General features: G+C 65.1%; 22 protein-coding genes and 1 pseudogene. 18 read left to right on the forward strand and 5 right to left on the reverse strand.

All coding sequences use genetic code 11. The annotated features are described in order from the left end of the window. Nucleotides 1–16: 16 nt before the first annotated feature. Nucleotides 17–1,129 (reverse strand): alkene reductase, encoded by a 1,113-nt coding sequence (locus ACTHJ1_RS11125; RefSeq protein ID WP_440192078.1) that lies wholly within the window; start codon nucleotides 1,127–1,129, stop codon nucleotides 17–19. A 122-nt stretch (nucleotides 1,130–1,251) separates the two neighbouring features. Here ACTHJ1_RS11125 and ACTHJ1_RS11130 point away from each other — a divergent pair, with 122 nt between their 5' ends. Then, nucleotides 1,252–2,301, forward strand: coding sequence for an NADP(H)-dependent aldo-keto reductase (locus tag ACTHJ1_RS11130; RefSeq protein WP_440192081.1), 1,050 nt, complete (start codon nucleotides 1,252–1,254; stop codon nucleotides 2,299–2,301). 9 nt (nucleotides 2,302–2,310) lie between these two features. Here the strand turns inward: ACTHJ1_RS11130 and ACTHJ1_RS11135 are convergent, their stop codons facing one another. After that, nucleotides 2,311–3,240 (reverse strand): aldose epimerase family protein, encoded by a 930-nt coding sequence (locus tag ACTHJ1_RS11135; RefSeq protein WP_440192084.1) that lies wholly within the window; start codon nucleotides 3,238–3,240, stop codon nucleotides 2,311–2,313. A gap of 98 nt (nucleotides 3,241–3,338) precedes the next feature. On the opposite strand from ACTHJ1_RS11135, the gene ACTHJ1_RS11140 reads away from it, so the two are divergent. The 10 genes from ACTHJ1_RS11140 to copD all read left to right on the forward strand — a co-directional run bounded on the left by ACTHJ1_RS11140 (nucleotide 3,339) and on the right by copD (nucleotide 13,710). Next, nucleotides 3,339–5,741 (forward strand): DNA polymerase II, encoded by a 2,403-nt coding sequence (locus ACTHJ1_RS11140; RefSeq protein WP_440192087.1) that lies wholly within the window; start codon nucleotides 3,339–3,341, stop codon nucleotides 5,739–5,741. Between the two features lie 250 nt (nucleotides 5,742–5,991). Continuing rightward, nucleotides 5,992–6,261, forward strand: a complete 270-nt coding sequence (locus ACTHJ1_RS11145; protein WP_440192133.1) for a YXWGXW repeat-containing protein — start codon at nucleotides 5,992–5,994, stop codon at nucleotides 6,259–6,261. Between the two features lie 18 nt (nucleotides 6,262–6,279). Beyond that, nucleotides 6,280–6,834, forward strand: a complete 555-nt coding sequence (locus tag ACTHJ1_RS11150) for an RNA polymerase sigma factor (RefSeq protein ID WP_440192089.1) — start codon at nucleotides 6,280–6,282, stop codon at nucleotides 6,832–6,834. An 11-nt stretch (nucleotides 6,835–6,845) separates the two neighbouring features. Next, nucleotides 6,846–7,172: a hypothetical protein gene (locus ACTHJ1_RS11155; RefSeq protein ID WP_440192092.1), complete on the forward strand. Its 327-nt coding sequence runs from the start codon at nucleotides 6,846–6,848 to the stop codon at nucleotides 7,170–7,172. Next, a complete protein-coding gene (locus ACTHJ1_RS11160; RefSeq protein ID WP_440192095.1) occupies nucleotides 7,172–7,645 on the forward strand; it encodes a periplasmic heavy metal sensor in 474 nt (157 codons plus the stop codon). The genes ACTHJ1_RS11155 and ACTHJ1_RS11160 overlap by 1 nt, the downstream gene beginning before the upstream one ends. A 93-nt stretch (nucleotides 7,646–7,738) precedes the next feature. After that, a complete protein-coding gene (locus tag ACTHJ1_RS11165; protein ID WP_440192098.1) occupies nucleotides 7,739–9,334 on the forward strand; it encodes a DUF1800 domain-containing protein in 1,596 nt (531 codons plus the stop codon). A 13-nt stretch (nucleotides 9,335–9,347) separates the two neighbouring features. Then, entirely contained in the window at nucleotides 9,348–10,550 is a 1,203-nt protein-coding gene (locus ACTHJ1_RS11170) for a DUF1501 domain-containing protein (protein ID WP_440192136.1), read from the forward strand. Nucleotides 10,551–10,596: 46 nt separating this feature from the next. Beyond that, complete coding sequence (locus ACTHJ1_RS11175; protein WP_440192101.1) at nucleotides 10,597–12,279, forward strand: DUF3300 domain-containing protein; 1,683 nt, start codon at nucleotides 10,597–10,599, stop codon at nucleotides 12,277–12,279. Nucleotides 12,280–12,481: 202 nt separating this feature from the next. Then, complete coding sequence (gene copC / locus ACTHJ1_RS11180; protein ID WP_440192104.1) at nucleotides 12,482–12,835, forward strand: copper homeostasis periplasmic binding protein CopC; 354 nt, start codon at nucleotides 12,482–12,484, stop codon at nucleotides 12,833–12,835. 2 nt (nucleotides 12,836–12,837) lie between these two features. Further along, entirely contained in the window at nucleotides 12,838–13,710 is an 873-nt protein-coding gene (copD, locus tag ACTHJ1_RS11185) for a copper homeostasis membrane protein CopD (protein WP_440192106.1), read from the forward strand. A 65-nt stretch (nucleotides 13,711–13,775) separates the two neighbouring features. Here copD and ACTHJ1_RS11190 read toward each other — a convergent pair whose 3' ends face one another. Further along, on the reverse strand, nucleotides 13,776–14,117 hold the full coding sequence (locus tag ACTHJ1_RS11190) for a hypothetical protein (RefSeq protein ID WP_440192109.1): 342 nt from the start codon (nucleotides 14,115–14,117) through the stop codon (nucleotides 13,776–13,778). 212 nt (nucleotides 14,118–14,329) lie between these two features. Between ACTHJ1_RS11190 and ACTHJ1_RS11195 the strand changes: the two genes are divergently transcribed. Continuing rightward, complete coding sequence (locus ACTHJ1_RS11195; protein ID WP_440192112.1) at nucleotides 14,330–14,800, forward strand: carboxymuconolactone decarboxylase family protein; 471 nt, start codon at nucleotides 14,330–14,332, stop codon at nucleotides 14,798–14,800. Beyond that, on the forward strand, nucleotides 14,800–15,657 hold the full coding sequence (locus tag ACTHJ1_RS11200) for a sigma-70 family RNA polymerase sigma factor (RefSeq protein WP_440192139.1): 858 nt from the start codon (nucleotides 14,800–14,802) through the stop codon (nucleotides 15,655–15,657). The genes ACTHJ1_RS11195 and ACTHJ1_RS11200 overlap by 1 nt, the downstream gene beginning before the upstream one ends. Before the next feature lie 42 nt (nucleotides 15,658–15,699). Here the strand turns inward: ACTHJ1_RS11200 and ACTHJ1_RS11205 are convergent, their stop codons facing one another. Beyond that, nucleotides 15,700–16,641 carry a LysR family transcriptional regulator gene (locus tag ACTHJ1_RS11205; RefSeq protein ID WP_440192115.1) on the reverse strand — a complete coding sequence of 314 codons (942 nt, stop codon included), beginning with the start codon at nucleotides 16,639–16,641 and terminating at the stop codon, nucleotides 15,700–15,702. 107 nt (nucleotides 16,642–16,748) lie between these two features. Between ACTHJ1_RS11205 and ACTHJ1_RS11210 the strand changes: the two genes are divergently transcribed. Genes ACTHJ1_RS11210 through ACTHJ1_RS11230 form a run of 5 tightly spaced genes read left to right on the forward strand, consistent with a single transcriptional unit; the run spans nucleotide 16,749 to nucleotide 21,664 of the window. After that, nucleotides 16,749–17,735 carry a Bug family tripartite tricarboxylate transporter substrate binding protein gene (locus ACTHJ1_RS11210; protein WP_440192118.1) on the forward strand — a complete coding sequence of 329 codons (987 nt, stop codon included), beginning with the start codon at nucleotides 16,749–16,751 and terminating at the stop codon, nucleotides 17,733–17,735. Between the two features lie 14 nt (nucleotides 17,736–17,749). Continuing rightward, on the forward strand, nucleotides 17,750–19,030 hold the full coding sequence (locus ACTHJ1_RS11215; RefSeq protein ID WP_440192121.1) for a CaiB/BaiF CoA transferase family protein: 1,281 nt from the start codon (nucleotides 17,750–17,752) through the stop codon (nucleotides 19,028–19,030). Beyond that, complete coding sequence (locus ACTHJ1_RS11220; protein ID WP_440192124.1) at nucleotides 19,027–19,938, forward strand: SDR family NAD(P)-dependent oxidoreductase; 912 nt, start codon at nucleotides 19,027–19,029, stop codon at nucleotides 19,936–19,938. Before ACTHJ1_RS11215 ends, ACTHJ1_RS11220 begins: the two co-directional genes overlap by 4 nt. Before the next feature lie 14 nt (nucleotides 19,939–19,952). Further along, nucleotides 19,953–21,140, forward strand: a complete 1,188-nt coding sequence (gene bktB / locus ACTHJ1_RS11225; protein WP_440192127.1) for a beta-ketothiolase BktB — start codon at nucleotides 19,953–19,955, stop codon at nucleotides 21,138–21,140. Nucleotides 21,141–21,154: 14 nt separating this feature from the next. Next, on the forward strand, nucleotides 21,155–21,664 hold the full coding sequence (locus ACTHJ1_RS11230; protein WP_440192130.1) for a MaoC family dehydratase: 510 nt from the start codon (nucleotides 21,155–21,157) through the stop codon (nucleotides 21,662–21,664). Between the two features lie 55 nt (nucleotides 21,665–21,719). On the opposite strand, the pseudogene ACTHJ1_RS11235 reads toward ACTHJ1_RS11230, so the two are convergent. Next, nucleotides 21,720–21,980 (reverse strand): annotated as a pseudogene (locus tag ACTHJ1_RS11235) (integrase core domain-containing protein); the annotation flags it as partial.

A 21,980-nucleotide genomic window follows, 5' to 3' on the forward strand; every position in this document is an offset into this window, starting at 1 on the left:
AGATTATAGCCGAAATTTAGCTCAGCGTCGGGTAGTCGATGTAGCCCTTCTCCCCGCCGCCGTAGAACGTGGATTGATCCCATTCGTTCAGGGCTGCGTTTTCGCGCAGGCGGCGTACCAGATCCGGGTTGGAAATAAAGGGCTTGCCGAAGGCCACCAGATCGGCTTGGCCGCTTTCCACCGCTTTTTCGGCCAACGCGCCGTCGTAGCCGTTGTTGACCATCCAGGCCGCCTTGCCGCCGGCCTGGCGGTAGGCCGCTTTCAGCGCCGCATAGTCGAAAGGCGCATCGCCCTGCTGGAAGTCGCGTGCGCCGCCGGTGGCGCCTTCGATCACATGGACATAGGCCAGGCCGTAGCGCGCCAGGCCTTGCGCCACGTAATCAAAGAGCGGCTGCGGATTCGGATCGCTGACGTCGTTGGCCGGCGTCACCGGCGAAATGCGGATGCCGACGCGGCCCGCGCCGATTTCGTCGGTGATGGCGTCGAGCACCTCGAACAGCAGACGCGCGCGATTCTCGATCGAGCCGCCGTAAGCATCGGTGCGATGATTGCTGCTCGAACGCAGGAACTGGTCGATGAGATAGCCGTTGGCGGCGTGCAGCTCGACGCCGTCGAAGCCCGCATCGACAGCCGCGCGGACCGCCTTGCGATAGTCGGCCACAATGCCGGGCAGCTCTTCGATGCCCAGCGCGCGCGGCGTGGAGGTCGGCGTGAAGGCGCCCTTGCCGTCGGCGTCGATGACGTAGGTCTTGGAGTTGGCCGTAATGGCCGAGGGCGCGACCGGCGCGCCGCCATTGGGTTGCAACGAGGTGTGCGAGACGCGGCCCACGTGCCAGACCTGCACGACGATGCGCCCGCCTGCCGCGTGCACCGCATCGGTCACGCGCTTCCAGCCCTCGAGCTGATCGGCGCCGTACAGGCCCGGCACGTCGGCGTAGCCCTGGCCCTGGTGCGAGATGGCCGTGGCTTCAGTGATGAGCAGACCGGCGGTGGCGCGCTGGGCATAGTAGGTCGCGGTCATGGGCTTGGGGACGGCGTTGGGCGAACGGTTGCGGGTCAGCGGCGCCATGACGACACGGTTGGCCAGCGCCAGATCGCCGGCAACGAGAGGATCGAATAATGAGGGCATGCGGAACTCCTGCCTGTCTTGGGAACGGGAAAAATGATGCGTTGCACTATACCTCCGGGCCGGGAGTACCATTGCCCAAAACCCTAAGGTTTAAAACCCTTTTACCAACCCGGAGTATTGCAGTGAAATACCGCCAACTTGGCCGCACAGGCCTGCAAGTGAGCCTGATCGGCCTGGGCACCATGACCTGGGGCGAGCAGAACACCGAAGCCGAGGCCCATCAACAGCTCGACTACGCTCTGTCGCGCGGCGTCAATCTGATCGACGCCGCCGAGATGTACCCGGTGCCGCCCAAGCCCGAAACCCAGGGCCGCACCGAAACCTATATCGGCACCTGGATCGCCAAGCGCGGCAAACGCGACGATTTCTTCCTCGCCAGCAAAGTGGCCGGCCCGGTGCGCGACGCCAAGCGCCCCGGCCACATCCGCGACGGCAAGACCCATCTTGACCGCAAGAACATCACCGCCGCCGTGGAAGCCAGCCTCGAGCGCCTGCAGACCGACTACCTAGATCTCTACCAACTGCACTGGCCCGACCGCACTACCGCCACCTTCGGCAAGCTCAACTATCCCTGGGTCGACGACGATTACACCGTGCCCGTCGAGGAAACGCTGCAGGTGCTTGCCGATCTGCAGAAGGCCGGCAAGATCCGCCACTACGGTCTGTCCAACGAAACCCCATGGGGCATGGCGCAGTTCCTGAAGCATGCCGATATGAAGGACCTGCCGCGCCCCGCGTCCATCCAGAACGCGTACAGCCTGGTCAATCGCTGCTTCGAAACCGGCCTGTCGGAGTTCACCCACCACGAGGGCGTGAGCCTGCTGGCCTACTCGCCGCTGGCCATGGGCGTGCTGTCGGGCAAGTACCTGAACGGCGCGCGCCCGGCCAAGGCGCGCCTGACGCTGTTCGAGCGCTTCACCCGCTACAGCAATCCGCAAACCGATGCGGCCGCGGCCGATTACGCGGCGCTGGCCAAGCAGCACGGCCTGTCGCCCACGCACATGGCTCTGGCCTGGGTGAACTCGCGCCAGTTCGTCGCCAGCAACCTGATCGGCGCAACGACGCTGGAGCAGCTCAAAGAGAACATCGACAGCGTCGATGTGGAACTGAATGCGGATCTGCTGGCCGGTATCGAAGCCATCCACGTGAAGCATCCGAACCCTGCGCCCTGATCGTTCGGATCATTTCTCGGCGGCGCGCGCCTTCAATGAATCCACCTTGATGCGCAGCACCGCCGTCTCGGCCTGGCCCGGCTGCACCCAGCGCAGCCCCAGGCCGTTGTGGATGGCGTCCGGCATGCCCAGCCACGGTTCGACGCAATAGAAGTCGGACTCCGGCGTTTCGGTCCAGGTGGTGACGCAATACCATGGCACCGAGCCCGGACGCCGCAGCTCGATCTCGATACTGCGGTCCAGACCCGGCATCAGCAGGCGCACCGGGCGAGCCGGCGAGCCCTCTTGCAGGCAATGCATGCGATCGTGGATGACGGGGTCGTCCAGCTTGTAGGTCGGCTGGCCCGGCACGGCCGGCGCGATGGCGCCGTCGGCCTGGTGATGGCGCCGCAAGGTGGGCGGCAGTTCGAGGGTGGTCGCGCCGCGCTGCGCGTGCGGCAACGTGAAGTAGAAATGATGGCCCGCGTAATGCGGCAGTGGCGAGTCGCCCGTGTTTGCCACGACCAGTTCGACCTCGAGCGTATGGGCGTCGATCAGACGATACGCGGCCTCGAAGCGAAAACCGAAAGGGTAGCCGGCGCGCGTGGCGTCGCTGTCCTGCAGCGTCATGCGCACGCCCTGGCCCTGCGGCTCGATCTGCGCGGCGAACGGCAGATCGCGCGCAAAACCGTGCATGGGCACGTCGCGCACGACGCCCTGCGCATCGCGCCAGCGGCCGATCTCGCCGTCGACGCGGTGTCTGCCAAGAAAGGGAAACAGCAAAGGGTTGCCGCCCCGCACGCCGCCCAGCCGGCTCCAATCGGCTTTTTCGGGCCAATGAATCACCGACTCGCCGTCGATGTCCCAGGACAGAAGGCGTCCGCCGCATTGCGGCGCCAGGCGCAGCCGCGAGCCGCCTTCGATGATTTCGATGATCTGTTGCTGCTGGAATTCGGGCATGGGGCACACCATGAGACGGAGATCGACCAGCCCGGGATTTAACCACGCCGCCCGTTAAAATCAGCCCGATCGACACCCGCTTTTCCCAGGCATCACGCGTGAACACTCGGCAAGGCTTCATTCTCACCCGGCACTGGCGCGACACCGCCGGCGGCACCGAAGTCGAGTTCTGGCTGGCGACCGATGCCGGACCGCGCCTCGTGCGCCTTGACGCTCAAGTCTCGGTGGCGTTCGTTCCCGCCGAGCAGCGTGAACGAGCAGAATCCGTGCTGCGCGGCGAGCGAGGCGCCGAACTGCGCCCGCTGCGGCTGCTCGACTTTCATCACCGTCCCGTGCTGGGCCTGTACTGCACGCACCATCGCAATCTGATCAAGCTGGAGAAGCGCCTGCGCCAGGCCGGCGTGGACGTCTACGAGGCCGACATCCGTCCGCCCGAGCGCTATCTCATGGAGCGCTTCATCACCGCCGCGGTGGTCGTCGACGGAGCGAACCACGATGAGGCAATCCCGGACGGGGCGGCCGATGCCGACGTTGCCGCCTTGGGCCAGATCCGCATCAGACCGGATCGCACAGGCTATCGGCCGGCGCTCAAGCTCGCTTCGCTCGACATCGAGACCAGCATGAACGGCGATCTGTATTCCATCGCCATCGAAGGCTGCGGTCAACGGCAGGTCTATATGCTGGGCGAGCCGCAGCCGTTCGACGGCGAGCTCGACTTCGCACTCGACTATTGCGCGACGCGGGCCGAATTGCTCGAGTCCCTCAACGGCTGGGTGGCCCGCCACGATCCCGACGCCCTGATCGGCTGGAACCTGGTGCAGTTCGACCTGCGCGTTCTGCAGGAACACGCGCAGCGCCTGGGCGTGCCGCTGCGCTTGGGCCGCGACGGCAGGCCCATGGAATGGCGCGAACACGGCGAAGGCCAACAGCACTACTTCGCTGCGGTCCCGGGCCGGCTCGTGATCGACGGCATCGAAGCCCTGCGCTCGGCGACCTGGACTTTCCCTTCTTTCAGCCTGGAGTTCGTGGCGCGGGAGCTGCTGGGCGAGGGCAAGGCCATCGACAACCCTTACGACCGCATGGACGCGATCAACCGCATGTTCGCGCAGGACAAGCCCGCGCTGGCCCGCTACAACCTGCAGGACTGCGTACTGGTCACGCGCATCTTCGAAAAGACCAGGCTTATCGACTTCCTGCTCGAACGCGCCAGCGTGACCGGCCTGCCCGCCGACCGCAGCGGCGGTTCGGTGGCCGCCTTCTCGCATCTGTACATGCCGCGCATGCACAGACTGGGCTTTGTCGCGCCCAACCTGGGCGAACGGCAGCCCGAGTCCAGCCCCGGCGGCTTCGTCATGGACTCGCGACCCGGCCTGTACGAATCCGTGCTGGTGTTCGACTACAAGAGCCTCTATCCCTCGCTGATCCGCACCTTCCTCATCGATCCGGTGGGGCTGATCGAAGGTCTGCGCGCACACAATCCGGCGGACACGGTAGACGGCTATCGCGGCGCGCGCTTCTCGCGCGCGACACACTGCCTGCCGGGCATCGTCGCTCAGGTCTGGCAGGCCCGCGAAGCCGCCAAGCGCGACAAGAACGCGCCGCTCTCGCAGGCCCTGAAGATCATCATGAACTCGTTTTACGGCGTGCTGGGCGCGAGCAGCTGCCGCTTCTTCGACCCGCGCCTGGCCTCGTCCATCACCCTGCGCGGCCACGATGTCATGCGCCGCACCCGCGCACTGATCGAGGCGCGCGGCTTCGAGGTGATCTACGGCGACACCGATTCCACCTTCGTCTGGCTCGGACGCGCACACGACGAAGCCGGCGCCGCCGCCATCGGCCGCGATCTGGTCGCTCACGTCAACCAATGGTGGCGTCAACATCTGCACGACACGTACGGACTGGAAAGCGCACTGGAGCTGCAATTCGAGACCCACTACCGACGCTTTCTCATGCCCACCGTGCGCGGCGCAGACCAGGGCAGCAAGAAGCGCTATGCCGGCCAGGTGATGCGCGAGAACGGCAGGACAGAGCTGGTCTTCAAGGGCATGGAAACCGTGCGCACCGATTGGTCGCCGCTCGCGCAGCAGTTCCAGCAAGAGCTCTACCAGCGCATCTTCGACCGCCGCCCCCACCAAAGCTACGTGCAGGACATCGTACGGCGCACACTGCTGGGGCAGATGGACGAGCTGCTGGTCTATCGCAAACGCTTGCGCCGCCGTCTGAGCGAGTACCAGCGCAATGTGCCGCCGCACGTGCGCGCCGCTCGCATGGCCGACGAATTCAACGATAGTCAGGGTCGGCCCAGGCAGTACCAGAATGGCGGCTGGATCCGCTATGTGATCACCGAGGCCGGACCGCAGCCCCTGGAAGCGCTGAGCTTTCCCATCGACTATGCGCACTACGTCGACAAGCAACTGCGGCCTATCGCCGATGCCATCCTGCCTTTTCTGGGCGAAGACTTCGACGGCGTGGTGAGCCGGCAGCTCGACCTGTTCGAATGAACGGCGTCATACCAGGACGCAGGCATTCCTGTTACAAAAAAACCTCGGGACCGGCGACGGATAATGTCCAGACTCTCGGTTAAAGCCCGGCAAGCCCGACAAACGCAGGAATTGGCCAGCCCGGCCCGTCTCCCGTCAAACATCTGAAAAACCAACGAACATGGCACGAACACTTTTGCCGCAAGCCCCCGAACAACCCCTGACCCCCCGCCCGGTCAAACGCGTCGCGGCGACCTCGCTGGCCGCCGCGATGCTCTGCCTGAGCCTGTCGGCGTGCGTGGTAGAGCCAGCGCGGCCCGCCGTCATACATGTGGCGCCGCCCTCGCCGCCGGTCGAGGTCGTGCCGGCTCCGCGTCCGGGCTATGTCTGGGACCGCGGCCACTGGAACTGGCGCGAAGGCCGCTATGTCTGGATTCCCGGCCATTGGCGCGCGGTGCGCGTCGGCTATCACTGGGTGCCCGGTCATTGGGCCGAACGCCACGGCGGCTGGGTGTGGGTCGAGGGCCACTGGGCGCCCTGATCCTTCAGGTCCGCCCCGGTGTTCGCCAGGGATCCCGACGCCGCGCTGATCCGTCGCATTGCCGAGGGCGACGAAGCCGCCGCAAACCTGTTCGTGACGCGCAAGCTGCATCGCGTGCTTGCGCTCGCGCATCGAGTCTGCGGCGACGCGTCCGAAGCCGAGGACATCGCCCAGGACGTTTTCATTCGGGTATGGAAGTACGCAGGCAGCTGGAAAAAAGACGATGCGAAGGTAGACACCTGGCTGCACCGCATCGTCCTGAACGTCTGTCACGACAGGCTTTCGACCAGTCATCGACGGTATGAGGTCGGCGGCATGGAACTGGACGCGCAGGCCGATCCCGGCCCCACGCCCGAAGACGTTCTGCTGGGGCAATCGACGCGCGATAGGGTGTGGCGCGCTCTTCAGGCTTTGCCCGCCAGGCAGCGCGAAGCACTGGTTTTGAGCTACTACCAGGATCTGAGCAACGCCGATGCAGCGAGTGCGATGCAGATCAGCGTGGACGCGGTGGAGAGCCTGCTCGCGCGGGCGCGGCGCACGCTCAAGGAGCGCCTGCTGGACGGCGCCGGATAAAGGAGATTTTCATGGCTTCCGACGAACTCGAACGCGATCGCATGCTCGACGCCCTGCTCGACACCCTAGACTGCCCCGACGTCAGCGCCGGACTCCGCGCGCGCATCATTGCAACGATTCCGCCTGGGCGACGCTCCCTGGTGCGTCAGCATCCCTGGTGGTCGGGGCTGGGCCTGATCGGCGCGGCAACCACCGGCGTCGCTGCCGGCACGCTCTGCATGTCGCTGCTCATGACGCCGTTCTCGAACAGCGCGACGCCAGGATCGCCCGATGGCGCCCTGTCCTTCCGGGAAAGCGCATTCGTGCTTCCCACGACCGCCATGCAGGAGGAAGACTGATGTCCCGCATCCGAACCTGGCTCATCGTATCCGTGATCCTCAACGTCTTTTTGGTCGGCGGCATCGCCGGCGCGCTGCATCGCTGGAAAGGCGAGGAGCATGCGATGCTCGCGCAGCAGCACCGCAACATCCGCTTTGCCGCGCAGGAGCTTGGGCCGCAATATCGCAAAGCCTACGCCGCACTGCTCAGGCAGCAGCAGCGCAACGCTGCGCCGTATGCAAAAGAAGCGCGCCAAGGGCGACAATATGTTGCACAACTGCTGATGGCGCCGCAGATGGACCAGCAAGCCATCGACCTCGCGCTCACGCGCATCCGCAGCGCAGAATTCGAACACCGCCGCGAGCTCGAAGAAAGCATCGTGGCCTTTGCGGCGGCCCTGCCCTTCGACGAGCGCATTCTGCTGGTCCAGGGTTTGCAGCGCCGGGGCTCGTTTCAATTACCGGGCGCGGCGCCGTCGGCGCCGCCGCATTAGCCTCCCTGCCGCCCACAGTCTGTTACACACCGAGCGACAGGCGAAACCAGGTGCACCGGTTTAATGGTCGAACTCTCTGGAATCCAGACGACCATGAAAACAGGTTTGCACGCAACACGACGGCTTACGTCGGCCCCGGTCTCGCTGCTCGCGCTTTTTTTTCTGGGCGCGGCATCGAGCGCAGCGCGTGCCGCGCCCGGTCCTGACCCTACGGCCCATGGCGCCCCCCTCGCCGCCATCGAGACGCCGGGCGGCAAAGTGCTGGATGTCGCCGACGCGCGTTTTCTGCTCGATCGCACCGGCTTTGCGCCGGATCCGCGCGAGACGGCTCAATACGTCGGCCTGACCCGCGCGCAGGCCGTAGACCGACTGCTGGCGACGACGCGCAAGGTTGCGGTCACGCCGTTGCCGGCCTGGTTCGACGAACCCATCCCCACGCCGCGCGAGCGCAAGGCCTGGACTCCCGACGAAAAGAAGGCGGCACAAATGACGCGCAATCGGCGCTATCGCGAAGCGCGCGTCTGGTGGGTCACGGAAATGCTGCATACGCCGTCTCCGCTGACCGAGCGCATGACGCTGTTCTGGCACAACCACTTCGTCTCCGGCCAGGACAAGGTGCCATGGCCACAGACCATGCTGGCGCAGAATCTGCTGCTGCGCCGCGATGCCTTGGGCAACTTCGGCGCCATGCTGCACGATGTCGCCAAAGACCCGGCGATGCTGCAATACCTGGACGGGGCGAGCAACCGCAAGGGCCATCCCAACGAGAATTTCGCGCGCGAGGTGATGGAGCTGTTCACGCTGGGCGAAGGGCACTACACGCAAAAAGACGTCACGGAAGCGGCGCGGGCCTATACGGGCTGGGGCCTGAACGGTCAGGCGCAGTTTGTCTGGCGGCCCCGTATGCACGACAACGGCGACAAGACGGTGTTCGGCAAGACCGGCAATTTCGACGGCGACCAGATGCTGGACCTGTTGCTGGCGCGCCCGGAAACCGCGCGATTGGTCACGGCAAAACTGTGGCGCGAGTTCATCTCCGACACGCCAGACCCCAGGCAGGTCGCGGCGATGGCCGATGCCTTCCGCTCCCACAACTACGACATTCGCACCGTCCTTCATGCGCTGTTTCTGTCCAAGGCCTTCTGGCAACAGGAGCATAAGGGCTCGCTCACGCGCTCGCCGGTGGATTTCGTGATCGGCACGGTCCGAGCGTTCGATATCGGCTACGGATCGCCGCTGCCGCTGGTGGCTGCGCTCAATCAGCTCGGCCAGAACCTCTATGCGCCGCCCGACGTCAAGGGCTGGCGCGGCGGCCAGACCTGGATCAACAGCGCGACGCTGCTTGCGCGCGATCGCTTTATCGAAGCCATCCTTCGGTCTGCGGGCGAGGGCACCGCAAGCCGCATGCCGCGGCCGATGTCCGCTGCCGAGACGCCGGACGCGATGATGCCCGCCGCATTCAAACCTGACGCCCGCCCGCGCATGTCCGACAAGGGCCCCCACTTCGATCCTGCGCGCTGGCTGGTCCAGGAGCACGCATCGGGCGTCGCCATACCGGATGCGGCCACGCGCACGCGCATCGAACAGGCCGTGCTGGCCACGCGACCGGCCGAACCGATCTCGCCGGACGTCGACGGCCTGGACCTGCTCCAGGCCTTGCTTGCCGACCCGGCCTATCAGCTCAAGTAGGAACACCGCCATGATGAATCGCCGCCATTTTCTCCGAGCCGGCGCCGCCTCGCTCGGCATCGCCGCGCTGCGCCCGGCGCTCGCATCGGCCGCCAACCGCTCGCCCGACTACGCCAGGCTGCTGATTCTGGTCGAACTCAAGGGCGGCAACGACGGCTTGAACACCGTCATTCCCTACGCTGCGCCGCGCTACGCGCAACTGCGCCCCACCATCGGCATCGCGCGCGATCAAGTTATCGCGCTCGACGGCCAGACCGGCCTGCACCCCTCCATGCAGGCGCTCATGCCGCTATGGCAACAGCGCGAGCTGGCCGTCGTGCAGGGCGTGAGCTACCCGTCGCCCAATCTCTCGCACTTCCGCTCGATCGAGATCTGGAATACCGCCTCGGCGTCGAATCAATACCTGGATTCCGGGTGGCTGGCACGCTCGTTCCAGCAGCACCCCGTGCCGCAGAGCTTCGCCTCGGACGCGGTCGTGATCGGCAGCGCGGAGATGGGGCCGCTCGCCAACGGCGCTCACGCTATCGCCCTGATCAACCCGCAACAGTTTCTACGTGATTCAAATTTGGTCCATCCCGTCGATATATCCGGGGTAAACCCGGAACTCGCGCACGTATTGGAGGTCGAACACGAAATTCAACGCGCCGCGGATCGTCTGCGGCCCACGAATGGACAGGCCATGCTGCGTACTTCTTTTCCGCCCGGCAATTTCGGCAATCTGGTCAAGACTGCGATGCAGATCGTGGCCGATTCGGAAACTCGCACCGAGCAGCGTGTGCCCGGCAAGGGCGTAGCGGCCATCCGGCTCACGCTCAACGGCTTCGACACCCACCACGACCAGCCCGCCCGGCATCAGAGCCTGCTAAAGCAGTTTTCGGAAGGCATGGCCGCAATGCGCGAAGCGCTGGTCGAAATGAACCGCTGGAACTCGACGCTGGTCATGACTTATTCGGAATTCGGCCGGCGCGCAGGCGAGAACGACAGCCGCGGCACCGATCACGGCACGGTAGCGCCCCACTTCATCGCCGGCGGCGCGGTGCGCGGCGGCCTCTACGGCGTACCGCCTGCACTCGATCGGCTCGACGGCAACGGCAATCTTCCGGTCGGCGTGGACTTTCGCTCCGTCTATGCGACGGTGCTCGAACATTGGTGGGGCATCGACTCCCGGCCCGTGCTCAATCAACGCTTTCCTCTACTGCCCTTGCTGCGCGTGTAGCCCCCCCTCTTTCCGCTCGATTTCATAGTTCCGAAAAGGAAACCCGATGAGAAAATCCCACCACCCCGCGCAGCGCGCAATCGCATCGACGCTGCTGGTCTCGATGCTGGGGCTCGCGACGTTCGGAACGCCGGCCCTCGCCCAGCAGGCGCCGGTCTATACGCCGCCCGCTGCGTCGCCCGCGTCGGCCTATACCCCGCCCACCGCGGACCAGCTCTATCAGATGACCGCGCCCATCGCTCTCTTCCCCGACCAACTGGTCGCGCTGGTGCTGGCCGGCTCCACCTATCCCGATCAGATCAGCGCCGCCAACGATCTGGTGACGCAAAACCCCGATCTCACCGGGCAGGCGCTCGTCAGCGCCGCCGACCAACAGCCCTGGGACCCTTCGGTCAAAGCGTTGACCGGATTTCCGGCCGTGCTGTCGCAGATGGCGTCGAACATGGAATGGACGACGGCATTGGGACAGGCCTACTACAACGACCCGAGCGACGGGCCCAACGCCGTCCAGGTCATGCGCCGGCGCGCGCAAGCCGCCGGCCACCTGAGCTCCAACCGCCAGATGGTGGTCACGACGGCCCCGCCGGTGGTGACGCCTCAATACGTGCCCGCGCCGGATGCGCCTCTCATCTACGACGGCCCGCCCGTCATCGAACCGCCGCCCGAAACCATCGTGATCGAACCCGCGCAGCCGAATGTGGTCTATGTGCCCGTCTACAACCCGGCGGTGGTGTATGGCGCACCGATCGCCTACTACCCTGGCTATGTCTACGAGCCGCCGGTCTTCGCGCCGGGCGTCGGGATCACCGTCGGCCTGATCACGTTCGGCGTGGGCGTCGCCGTCGGCGCGGCCCTCTTCAGCCACGTCGGCTGGGGCTGGCACAACTGGGGCATGCACTGGGCGCCTCCACCCAGTTTCGGACCCAGAGGCCCCAACGGCGGCTGGCGTCCGTCGGTGGTCTATAACCACACGACGTATATATCCCGCACGTCGACGACGATCATCAACCGCTACAACACCCACCGCGTCGTCAACAACTATGGCAACCATCGCCCCACGCCGCAGCAAATTCGCTTGCAACAGGTAAACGAGCGGCGACTGCATGCGCAGCAGATGCCGATGCAGCGGCGTCCCGGCCCGGCCCCTGCAATGCATCCCGGCGCCGCTCCCGTCGCCCATCCCGGCGCGGCGCCAGCCGCGCATCCCAACGGTCCCATGACCATGCCGCACTTCAATGCCAACGACGCACGCCCCGGTGCGCGGCCAGCTCCGCAGGCGACCCCCGGTCGTTCGATGGAAACGAACCATCCGGGCGCGCACGGCTCGCCTACCCCTGCCAACCGCACGTTCAACTCGGCGCCACGCACGCAGCCCGTGCCGAACACACGTGGATCCGAACAGTTCCAACACGGTCCCGCCGGCGCCCCCGCCCACGCGCCGACGATGCAACCCCGCCCGGCCGAGCAGCCGCATCCGACCCAGCGTCAAAACGCCCCGCGGCCTCAAGCGACGCCGCAGCCGCAGTTTCATCCGCAACCGCAACCCCATCCGCAGCCTCAGTATCACCCCCAGCCTCGTCCGCAACCACAGTACCACCCGCAGCCTCGTCCGCAACCTCAGCAGCAATTCCATCCGCAATCGCAACCTCAGTCGCCCCCGCGCGCTGCGCCCGCCCCGCATCCTGCCCCTGCCACTCGCCAGGATGACCATGAACGCAAGCAGCAATAAGGGCTCTTCGGTCTAGGCAAAAACCTTCCTCGAAGAAAGCGGCAAACCAGGCGCGAACGGTATCATTGGCGCCTGGTTTTTCTCCCGACATTGCACAAGAAAGCCGCAGCATCCGCCCGTATCATGCGGTGTGCTAAGGTCAGGTCACCATGCGGCTCGCCGCACCCACCACCCCGCTTACCCGATAGGAAAACCGTCCATCATGAAAAAAGCCCTGCTTGTTTGCGCCGCCGCGCTGCTACTGCCCCAGCTGGCGTGGGCCCATGCTCACCTTAAACACGCCGAGCCCGCGAACCAAAGCACGGTAACCTCGCCGACGACGATCCGCGGCGACTACACCGAGGGCCTGAACATCGCTTTTTCTTCGATGTCGGTGGCAGGCGCCGACGGCAAGACGCTGAATCTGGGCAAAGCCGCGCTGGTTCCGGGCAACGACAAGGCCATGGACCTGGCCGTAGGCAAGCCTCTGCCGGCGGGACACTACGTCGTCACTTGGCACGCGTTGTCCAAGGACGGCCACAAAACCGAAGGCAAGTGGAGCTTCACAGTCAAGTAATCATGCTGTCTGCCGCCGACGTTGCGTGCCGTTTCGTCTCGACGCTGGCGCCCATGCTTGTGTTCGGCGCCAGCCTCATGCTGGCGACCAGCGGCAATGCCCACGCGGCGCAACGCCTCAATACCCGCCTGCGCCCTGTTCTGCGCGGCCTTGCCGCGGCTGCGCTGCCTGCAGCACTCCTGCTTTTGAGCCTGGAGGCTGCGTCCATCACCGACAACATCGCAGCAATGCACAACCTTGCCACATTGCGGCAGGTTGCGCTGCTCACCGATTTCGGCCACGCCTGGATTGTGCAAGGCATCGCCACCTCGATGCTGTGCCTCGCGCTTTGGCTGCCAGGACTGCGCCCGCCCGCTCTCCTGGCCTTGCTCTCGGCCTGCGCGCTCGTCGGCGTCGGCATCAACGGGCATGCCGCCATGGACGACGGACTGCTCGGTCTGGCGCACATGGCGAACAATGTCGCGCACATCCTGTGCTCGGCCTATTGGATCGGTGCGCTGCTGGTCGTGCTGCCGCTGCTAGGTGCGTGGCGCGACGAATATCGCGACGCCGGCCCAATCATGATGCGTTTCTCTACGCTGGGCCATGTTGCCGTCGCCGGCTCCCTCATCACCGGCGTCCTCGACGCCTGGCTGATCCTGCGCAGCGGCGGCCTGAGCCTGCACTCGCGCTATCAACAATGGCTGGCCGCAAAAATCGCCGTCGTGCTGGCCATGACGTTACTGGCCCTGAGCAACCGCTATTACTGGGTTCCGCGCCTGGCGAGCGAGCCTCTTGCCTTGCCCGCCCTGCGCCGGCAGGTCTGGTGCACTGTGGCGGCCGGTTCGCTGGCCATACTGCTGGTCGCCCTGTTCGGCACCCTGTCGCCCGATTGAATCGGACGGCACACCGAAAAACACCCCGGCTCCCTGTGAGCCGGGGTGTTTACCAAAGGCGACCTTCAGTGCCAATGACCGTGGCCGTGATCGCGATCGCCATGTTCCCAATGGCCATGGCCGGGATGATGGCGATACCACTCGTCGCGCCCCCAATAGCGGCGGCCGTCCCAATAGCGGTCGCCATGCCAGCCGATGACGATGCCCGGGCCGGGCGCCACCACGACGGGCGCGGGCGCATAGTAGACCGGGGGAGGGGGAGGCGGCGGCGCGACATACACCGGCGCCGGCGCCACCACGACGGGAGGACCGATATTGATGCCGATATCGACGCCCGCCAGCGCCGAGGTCGATACGGCGATGGCCAGCCCTCCTAGCAGCATTGCACTGGTATGAGCGAGCTTCATGATTTCACCTTTGCTGACTTGTTGTTGGATTAAATCGGGTCAGATTCAATATAGAACAGGCCCAGAACGCCGCATATTTCCGCATTGTAAGAACTGCTGCACAAAACCACGCCGCGCCTGCGAAAGAAACGCAGAGAAATTTTTTTGCCATGTCACAACGCGGCGGTCTCATTCGTCATGTCATCGGAACCCACACACAAGGAGATGGAACCATGACCGCACGACTCGATCCTTTTGCCGTCGCCCCCGCCCAGATGAAGGGCTGGATGGGGATCTCGCTCGCCACTTCTTCCAGCCTCGATCCCGTCGTCGTATCGCTTGTCGAGGTTCTGGCCTCGCAGATCAACGGCTGCGCGAACTGCCTTAATATGCACACGGCATTCGCGCGCGAACGCGGCGAGACCGAGCAGCGGCTGCACCTGCTGCCGGCCTGGCGCGATGCCCCCTGCTACTCCGACCGCGAACGTGCGGCGCTGGGCTGGACCGAGGCGCTGACGCGGCTGTCCGAGCGTCCCGCGCTAGACGCTGCGCGCGAAGCGCTCGAAACCCACTTCGACAAGGAAGAGCAAGTGAAGCTCACATTGATGATCAACGTTATCAATGGCTGGAACAGGCTCGCGGTCGGCTTCAAGCTGTGGGTCGAGCCAGAGGCGGCCAAGACCGCGGCAGCCCGGACGGCGTGATGGAGCGCGCCGACCTGAACCAGACGGCGGCGGGTTTCGACCCGCTGCGTCCCAAGCTGATCCGCGTCGCGTACCGCATGCTCGGTTCGGTCGCGGATGCCGAAGACATCGTGCAGGACGCCTTCATCCGCTGGATAGAGGTCGACCGCGCCGAAGTGCGCGTACCCGAGGCCTTCCTGCGCCGCATGGTGATGCGTATGTGCCTGGACCAGCTCAAGTCGGCCCGGCGCCAACGCGAAACCTATATCGGCCCATGGCTGCCCGACCCGATCGTCGAAGAAGACGAGCAGGAAGACGTCACGCTGCCGCTGATGCTCGCGCTAGAGCGCCTGTCGCCGCTCGAACGCGCAGCATTTCTACTGCACGATGTGTTCGGCCTGGATTTCGAGGAAGTGGCAGCCACTCTGCAGCGCGAACCGGCGGCGTGCCGCCAGCTCGCCGCCCGGGCACGCGCCCACGTGCGCGAATCGCGGCCGCGCTTTCACGTCGAGAAACAGCGCGGACTGGAAATCGCACAGGCCTTCTTTGCGGCGTCGCGCAGCGGCGACGCCAGCGCGCTCGGCGCAATGCTGGCTGCCGACGTAAGCATGCACGCGGACGGCGGCGGAAAACGCCCGGCGGCCGTCAGGCCCGCGCTGGGATTCGAGCAGGTGATGAAGGTACATGCCGGTCTGGCCAAGCTGTTCGAGAAAGTCGGTTCGACCTTGGTACGCGCAGGCTTCATCAACGGCCTGCCCGGTTTCGTCACGCGCGAAGGCGACGGCGAACTGCAAACCACCGCACTCGAAATCGAAGACAGCAAGATCGTGGCGATCTACATCATGCGCAACCCGGACAAGCTGCAGCATCTGCATTGAAGGTTCGCGCCTTTGAAAACTTGAGACCACGGATTCAAGCGATCATCGCAACAGGTCGCCGAGCGCTTCCTTGAGCAAGGCGACCTGCGGATTGACGGGGCCTTGCCGGTATATAAGCGCCACCGCCCTGGAAAGCGGAGCGGGAGTCGCCCTCAACGGCACGACCGAGCCCGATTGCCTCGCACCGTGGCGCAGCATCGCCACATCGGGCACCATTCCTATGCCCAGGCCGGCTGCGATCAACTGGACACTCGTCGTCGGACTGGTCGCCTCGATCACGGGCACAGGCATAGGAACGCCGGCGTGCGCGAAGCATTGTTCGATAAGCCTGCGGCCCATGGACTCCTCGGCTGGCATCACCCACGGCTCGCGCGCCAGACGGGCCCAGCTGATCCGGCGTGAACGGCTTAGCGGATGGTCCGCGGCCGCGACGACGGCGAACCGCACATCGAACAGATTCACATACTCGAAGGCATCGGCGTCGGAAGCCCGCATCGGTTGCGGAAAAGTGGTGATCAGCGCATCCAGCTCGCCTCGCTGCAAGGCGCGCACCAGGAAGGGAACCCGCTCTTCCAACAATTGCACCCGCACGGGCACGTCGCGACGCACCAGCTTCGTGATCACCTCGGATAGGTAATTCTGTGCCACGAAAGGCGGCGCGCCGATCCGCACATGGGCGGCAAATCGATCCGCGGCGACAGCCTCCGCACGCAGGTGGGCCAGTTGCTCCAGCAGCAGCGTCACGCCGCGCAATACCACCTCTCCCTGGGTAGTCGGCGTCAAGCCGCGTGCGCCGCGCGCGAACAGCGCAAAGCCGAACGCGCCTTCGATTTCCGCCAGCGCTTTGCTCAAGGCGGGCTGCGTCACATTGAGCGCCAAGGCCGCCGCGCGAAGACTGCCGCAAGCCTGGACTTCCTTCAGCAGGCGCAAGTGGCGAAAACGCAGCTTGGCGACCAGATGATCCGGTTCAATCGGCTTGCTCATCGGTTGATATAAAAAATAAAGTTATCGCGATATAAAAACATATCACTTTTTTAATATCTTTCGATTTCTTATTCTTTCGTTCACGACAAAGACATGGAGGAGACAACATGCAACGCCGTGAATTCTGCCAAGGCCTACTGGGCGCCTTGGGCGCAGGCTTGATATCCCCAATTTCCGCGCGGGCTGCGCAAGCCTATCCCCGGTATCCGGTGCGCGTGGTCGTGCCCTACGCCGCTGGCGGCGGGCCCGACATCATGATGCGACAGTTCGGCCCCACGCTGGGCAAAGCGCTGGGACAATCGGTCATCGTCGAAAACAAGGTCGGCGCGGCCGGCGTGCTGGCCGCCGAATATGTCGCCCAATCTCCCGCCGACGGCTACACCGTGCTGCTGGGCTCGAACTCGCACCTGATCCAGAAAGCGCTGCAACCCGCGCTCAAATTCGATCCGGTCAAGGACTTCGCCCCGGTCACCGTCATCGGCACGTCTCCCAGCGTGCTGGTCGTGGCCGCCAGTTCGCCCTATCGCAGCGTGCAGGATCTCATCGCCGCTTTACGGGCCCGTCCCGGAAAAATGAACTATGGATCCGGCGGCATCGGCTCTGCCGCTCACCTGGGCGGCGCAACCTTCGTGACGCTGCTAGGACTCAAAGCGGTGCATATTCCCTTCAAGGGTTCGGTGGAAATCCCGATCTCGCTGCTGCGCGGCGACACGGACTTCGCCTTCACCATCGCGGGCACCGCCATCCCTCAGGTTCAGAGCGGCAAGCTGCGCGCCCTGGCCGTGACCGGCCAGGCCCCGATGGCCGAGCTTCCGGGCGTGCCTACGCTCAACAGCCTGTTGCACAACGACCTGGCCATCCAGGAATTCTGGTTCGGCCTCTGGCTGCCTCGCAAAGCGCCCGCCAACGTCATCGACACGCTCTACCGCGCGACCGTCGCGGCGCTCAGGGATCCCTCGGTCAAAGGCATGTTCGCCTCGCTCGGCGTGCGCGTGATCCATAGTGCAAGCCCGCAGTCTTTCGCGCAATTCGTGCAGGCCGAATCCGCCAAATGGACCCAGGTCGTCAAACTCGCCGGCATTACCGCAGGCTGACCGGAAAAGCATTCATGCCCAAGCCACTCGAAGGCGTGCGCGTGCTCGATCTATCGCACGTGATCGCCGGCCCTCTCGCTTCTTTCTACCTGGCGCAGCTGGGCGCCGAAGTCATCAAAGTGGAGCCGCCGCTGACCGGCGAGGTGCTGCGGTCGATGAAAGAATGCGCGGACACCGACACCCCGACAGGGTTCGCCGCCATCAATGCCGGCAAGCAGTCGCTGGCGTTGGACATACGAACTCAGCAAGGCGCCGAACTGCTGCGCACTCTGGCCGCCTCGGCCGACGTCTTCATCGAGAATTTCCGTCCCGGCGTGGTCGCCCGACACGGCCTGGACTATGCCCGCATCAAGGCCATCAGGCCGGACATCGTCTATTGCTCGATCTCCGGCTTCGGGCAGCAGGGAGACTGGTCCCTACGCGGCGCCTATGACCATGTCGTCCAGGCTCTGACCGGCATGATGATGATGTCCGGCGAAGGGGACGACACGCCGCCGATCAAGGTCGGTTTTCCCGTCATCGACATCGCGGTCGGCATGCTCGCGGCGCTATCCATCGTCGCATCGCTGCACCGCCGAGCCCGCGATGGTTCGGGCCAGTACATCGACGCATCCATGGTCCAGGCGTCGCTGATGCTGATGTACCCCAATGTCTGCTCGTATCTGAACGACGCCACGCCCACGCGCCGAGTCGGCAATCGCGGCTACACGGGCAGCCCCGCCGCCGACACCTACCGCTGCGCGGACGGCTGGCTGGCCGTCGCCGCAAACACGCCGCCCCAGTTTCGCAAACTGGCCGCGGCCATCGGCGAGGAACCCTTGTGCGCAGACGCACGCGCGCTCGACTTGGCCGCCTTCAACGCGCCCAACGGTTTCGTCGTGCCCAACGACCGCGAATACGTCACGCAACGCTTGCGCGCGGCATTTGCGACCCGCAGCGCGGCGCAGCTCGAAGGCATCCTGAGCCAGGCGGGCGTGCCGGCGGCCAGGGTAAGAAAGCTGGAGGAATTCCTGCACGAGGCCGATACCACCGGCTGCGTGAAACTGCCGGATCATTTTTTTCATCAGGGCGGTCGCGAACTGCGGACCCACGGAATAGGCTTCGCCTTCGAGCAGGACGGCGATCCGACACCGGCAGGCGCGCCTGCTCTGGGGCAGGACAGCCGCGCCATCCTGGCCCAGGCCGGCCTGGACGCCGATACGATCGCCGAACTCGAGCGTGCCGGCATCGTCCGCGTGAAAGCCGAGGCCTCGACCATTTCAACACGCTCGTTTCATTCATCGGAGAACGCATGACACCGCTCTTGCAAGGCCGCATCGCCATCGTGACCGGAGCCGGCCGCGGGCTCGGCCGCTCACACGCTCTTGAACTCGCGCGCCACGGCGCCAAGGTCCTGGTCAACGACAAGGGCGCGGACCAGCCGGGCGCCGAAGCACAGGCTGTCGTGCAGGCCATCCGGGCGACTGGCGCGGACGCCTGCGCGCATGGCGCCGACGTCACCGATCCGCAGCAAGTCCAGGACATGGTCCGGTTTGCCGTCGAACGCTGGGGTCGTGTCGACATTCTGGTGAACAATGCGGGCATCCTGCGCGACAAGAGCTTTGCCAAGATGCGCCTGGAAGACTTCCGGCTCGTGATGGAAGTGCACCTGATGGGCTCCGTGCACTGCGCCCAGGCGGTATGGAACGCCATGCGCACCCAGAACTACGGGCGCATCGTCATGACCACCTCTTCCTCGGGCCTGTACGGCAACTTCGGCCAAGCCAACTACGGCGCGGCAAAGATGGCGCTGGTAGGCCTGATGCAGACCCTGGCCCTGGAGGGCGAGCGCGACAACGTGCGCGTGAATTGTCTGGCGCCCACGGCCGCCACGGCCATGACCGAAGGCCTGCTCGAGCAGCCGGTGCTCGACTTGTTCGACCCGGCTTCGGTCAGCCCAGCCCTGATCGCGCTGGTGACGGACAACGCCCCGACACGGACCATTCTGATGGCGGGCGCCGGCAGCTTCGAGCAGGCGCATGTCACCATGACCCGCGGCATATGCCTGGACGAGGCCGAATTGTCGGCCGATGCCGTGATAGACAAGTTGGACAGTATTGCCGATCGCAGGGGCGAGACGGTTCCCGCCACCGGCTTTGACCAGCTCCGCCACGAAGCAGCCAAGATCCAGGCCCTCCGCTCGTCGGCGCGCGCCGCTCTGTAACCCGGACGCACGCCATGAGCCACAAGGAAGTCGTCGTCGCATCCGCCCTTCGCACGGCCATCGGAAGTTTCGGCAAAAGCCTAAAGAACGTCCCGCCCACCACGCTTGCCGCCACGGTGCTGCGGGCGGCCGCAGCGCGCGCGCGAATCGATCCCTCCGACGTCGGGCATGTCTGCTTCGGCCAGGTCATCCCGACCGAGCCGCGCGACCTGTATCTCTCGCGGGTCGCGGCCATCGAGGGGGGCTGCGGCGAGGACACACCCGCCTTCAACGTGAATCGCCTCTGCGGCTCGGGCCTGCAGGCGATCGTTTCCGCTGCGCAGTCCATCATGCTGGGCGACTGCGGTATCGCGATCGCCGGCGGCGCCGAGAGCATGTCGCGCGCGCCCTATTCCAGCCCGATGCTGCGCTTCGGATCGCGCATGGGCGACGCGCCCATGGTGGACATGCTGCTGGGCGCGCTGCACGATCCCTTCCACGCCATTCACATGGGCGTGACCGCCGAGAATATTGCCCGCAAGTTCGGCATCACGCGCCATGATCAGGATGCGCTGGCGCTGCAAAGTCACCGCCGCGCCACGCATGCCGTGGCGCAAGGCCGCTTCACCTCGCAAATCGTGCCCGTGACGCTGCCGGGTCGCCAGCGCGACAGCGTTTTCGCGCAGGACGAACATATCCGCGCCGATATCGAACTGCCGGATCTTGCCGGCCTCAAGCCCGCGTTCGCCCCCGGCGACGGCACCGTCACGGCGGGCAACGCTTCCGGCATCAACGATGGCGCGGCCGCCCTGGTGCTGATGGACAGGGATATCGCAAGGGCCCATGGCGTTCAGCCTATGGCCCGGCTGCTCGCCTATGCCCATGCGGGGGTGGATCCGTGCCACATGGGCCTGGGACCGATTCCCGCCTCGCGGGCCGCGCTGCGCAAGGCCGGCCTTGCCGTCGGCGACATGGACGTCGTCGAATCCAACGAGGCCTTCGCGGCGCAGGCCTGCGCGGTCGCCCGCGAGCTCGGGCTGGATCCGGCCCGGGTCAATCCCAATGGATCTGGCATCGCGCTGGGGCATCCTGTCGGCGCAACGGGCGCCATCATCACCGTCAAGGCGCTGCACGAACTGGAGCGCACCGGCGGACGTTATGCTCTGGTCACCCTTTGCATCGGCGGCGGACAAGGCATCGCCGCCATTTTCGAGCGCCTCTGAATCCCATCAACGCCATGACGATTTCCAGTTCCTCCCCCGCCCCGGCGATCCGACAATTCGATTCAGCCCAGTCGCTCCTGGACTTTCAGGGCCAGCCGGCCATCGTATCCAGCGCATTCACGATAGATCAGGCGACGATCGACCGCTTTGCGCAGGTCACGCACGACAATCAGTGGATACACGTGGACCCTGGGCGTGCGGCCGCCGAATCGGCCTATCGGAGCACGATCGCCCACGGCTTTCTCGTGTTGTCCTTGCTGACGCAATGGCAAACGAGCTGCATCGCCTATCCCGGCGCGGCTCAAGTGTTGAATTACGGTTTCGACAAGGTCCGCTTCACCGCGCCCGTCCTGTCCGGATCACGCGTATCGGCCAGTTTCGCCTTGACGCATGCCGAACAGATCAGACCCGGGGACGTGCGCTGCGCTTGGAGCGTCACTGTCGCCGCCGAGGGCGCAACGCGCCCGTCGATGCTCGCCGAGTGGCTGATCATGGTCCGGTATTCCGACGAGCGACCGGGTTGATGCCACGCCTGGCTGCTTCTTGCGCGCTTCGACGCTGGAATCGTAAGCTTCCCCGTCAAGTAGACAGTTTGTTGTAGACATTCGAAGCCAGGGTTAACCGGGGCAGATATTGCACCGGCGGCACACCGCCCAACGATTCATGCGGGCGAAATTCGTTGTAGTCACGCAGCCATTAATCGGCCAAGGCCTGCACCTGCTGAATGTTTTCAAAGATGTGGGCATTCAGGATTTCCGTGCGGAAGGTGCGGTTGAATCGTTCCACGAAGGCATTTTGGTTGGGCTTTCCTGGCTCGATATAAAGCAACTGGATGCCTTT

The organism is Bordetella sp., assembly GCF_051960075.1.
Classification (GTDB): Bacteria; Pseudomonadota; Gammaproteobacteria; order Burkholderiales; family Burkholderiaceae_B; genus Bordetella.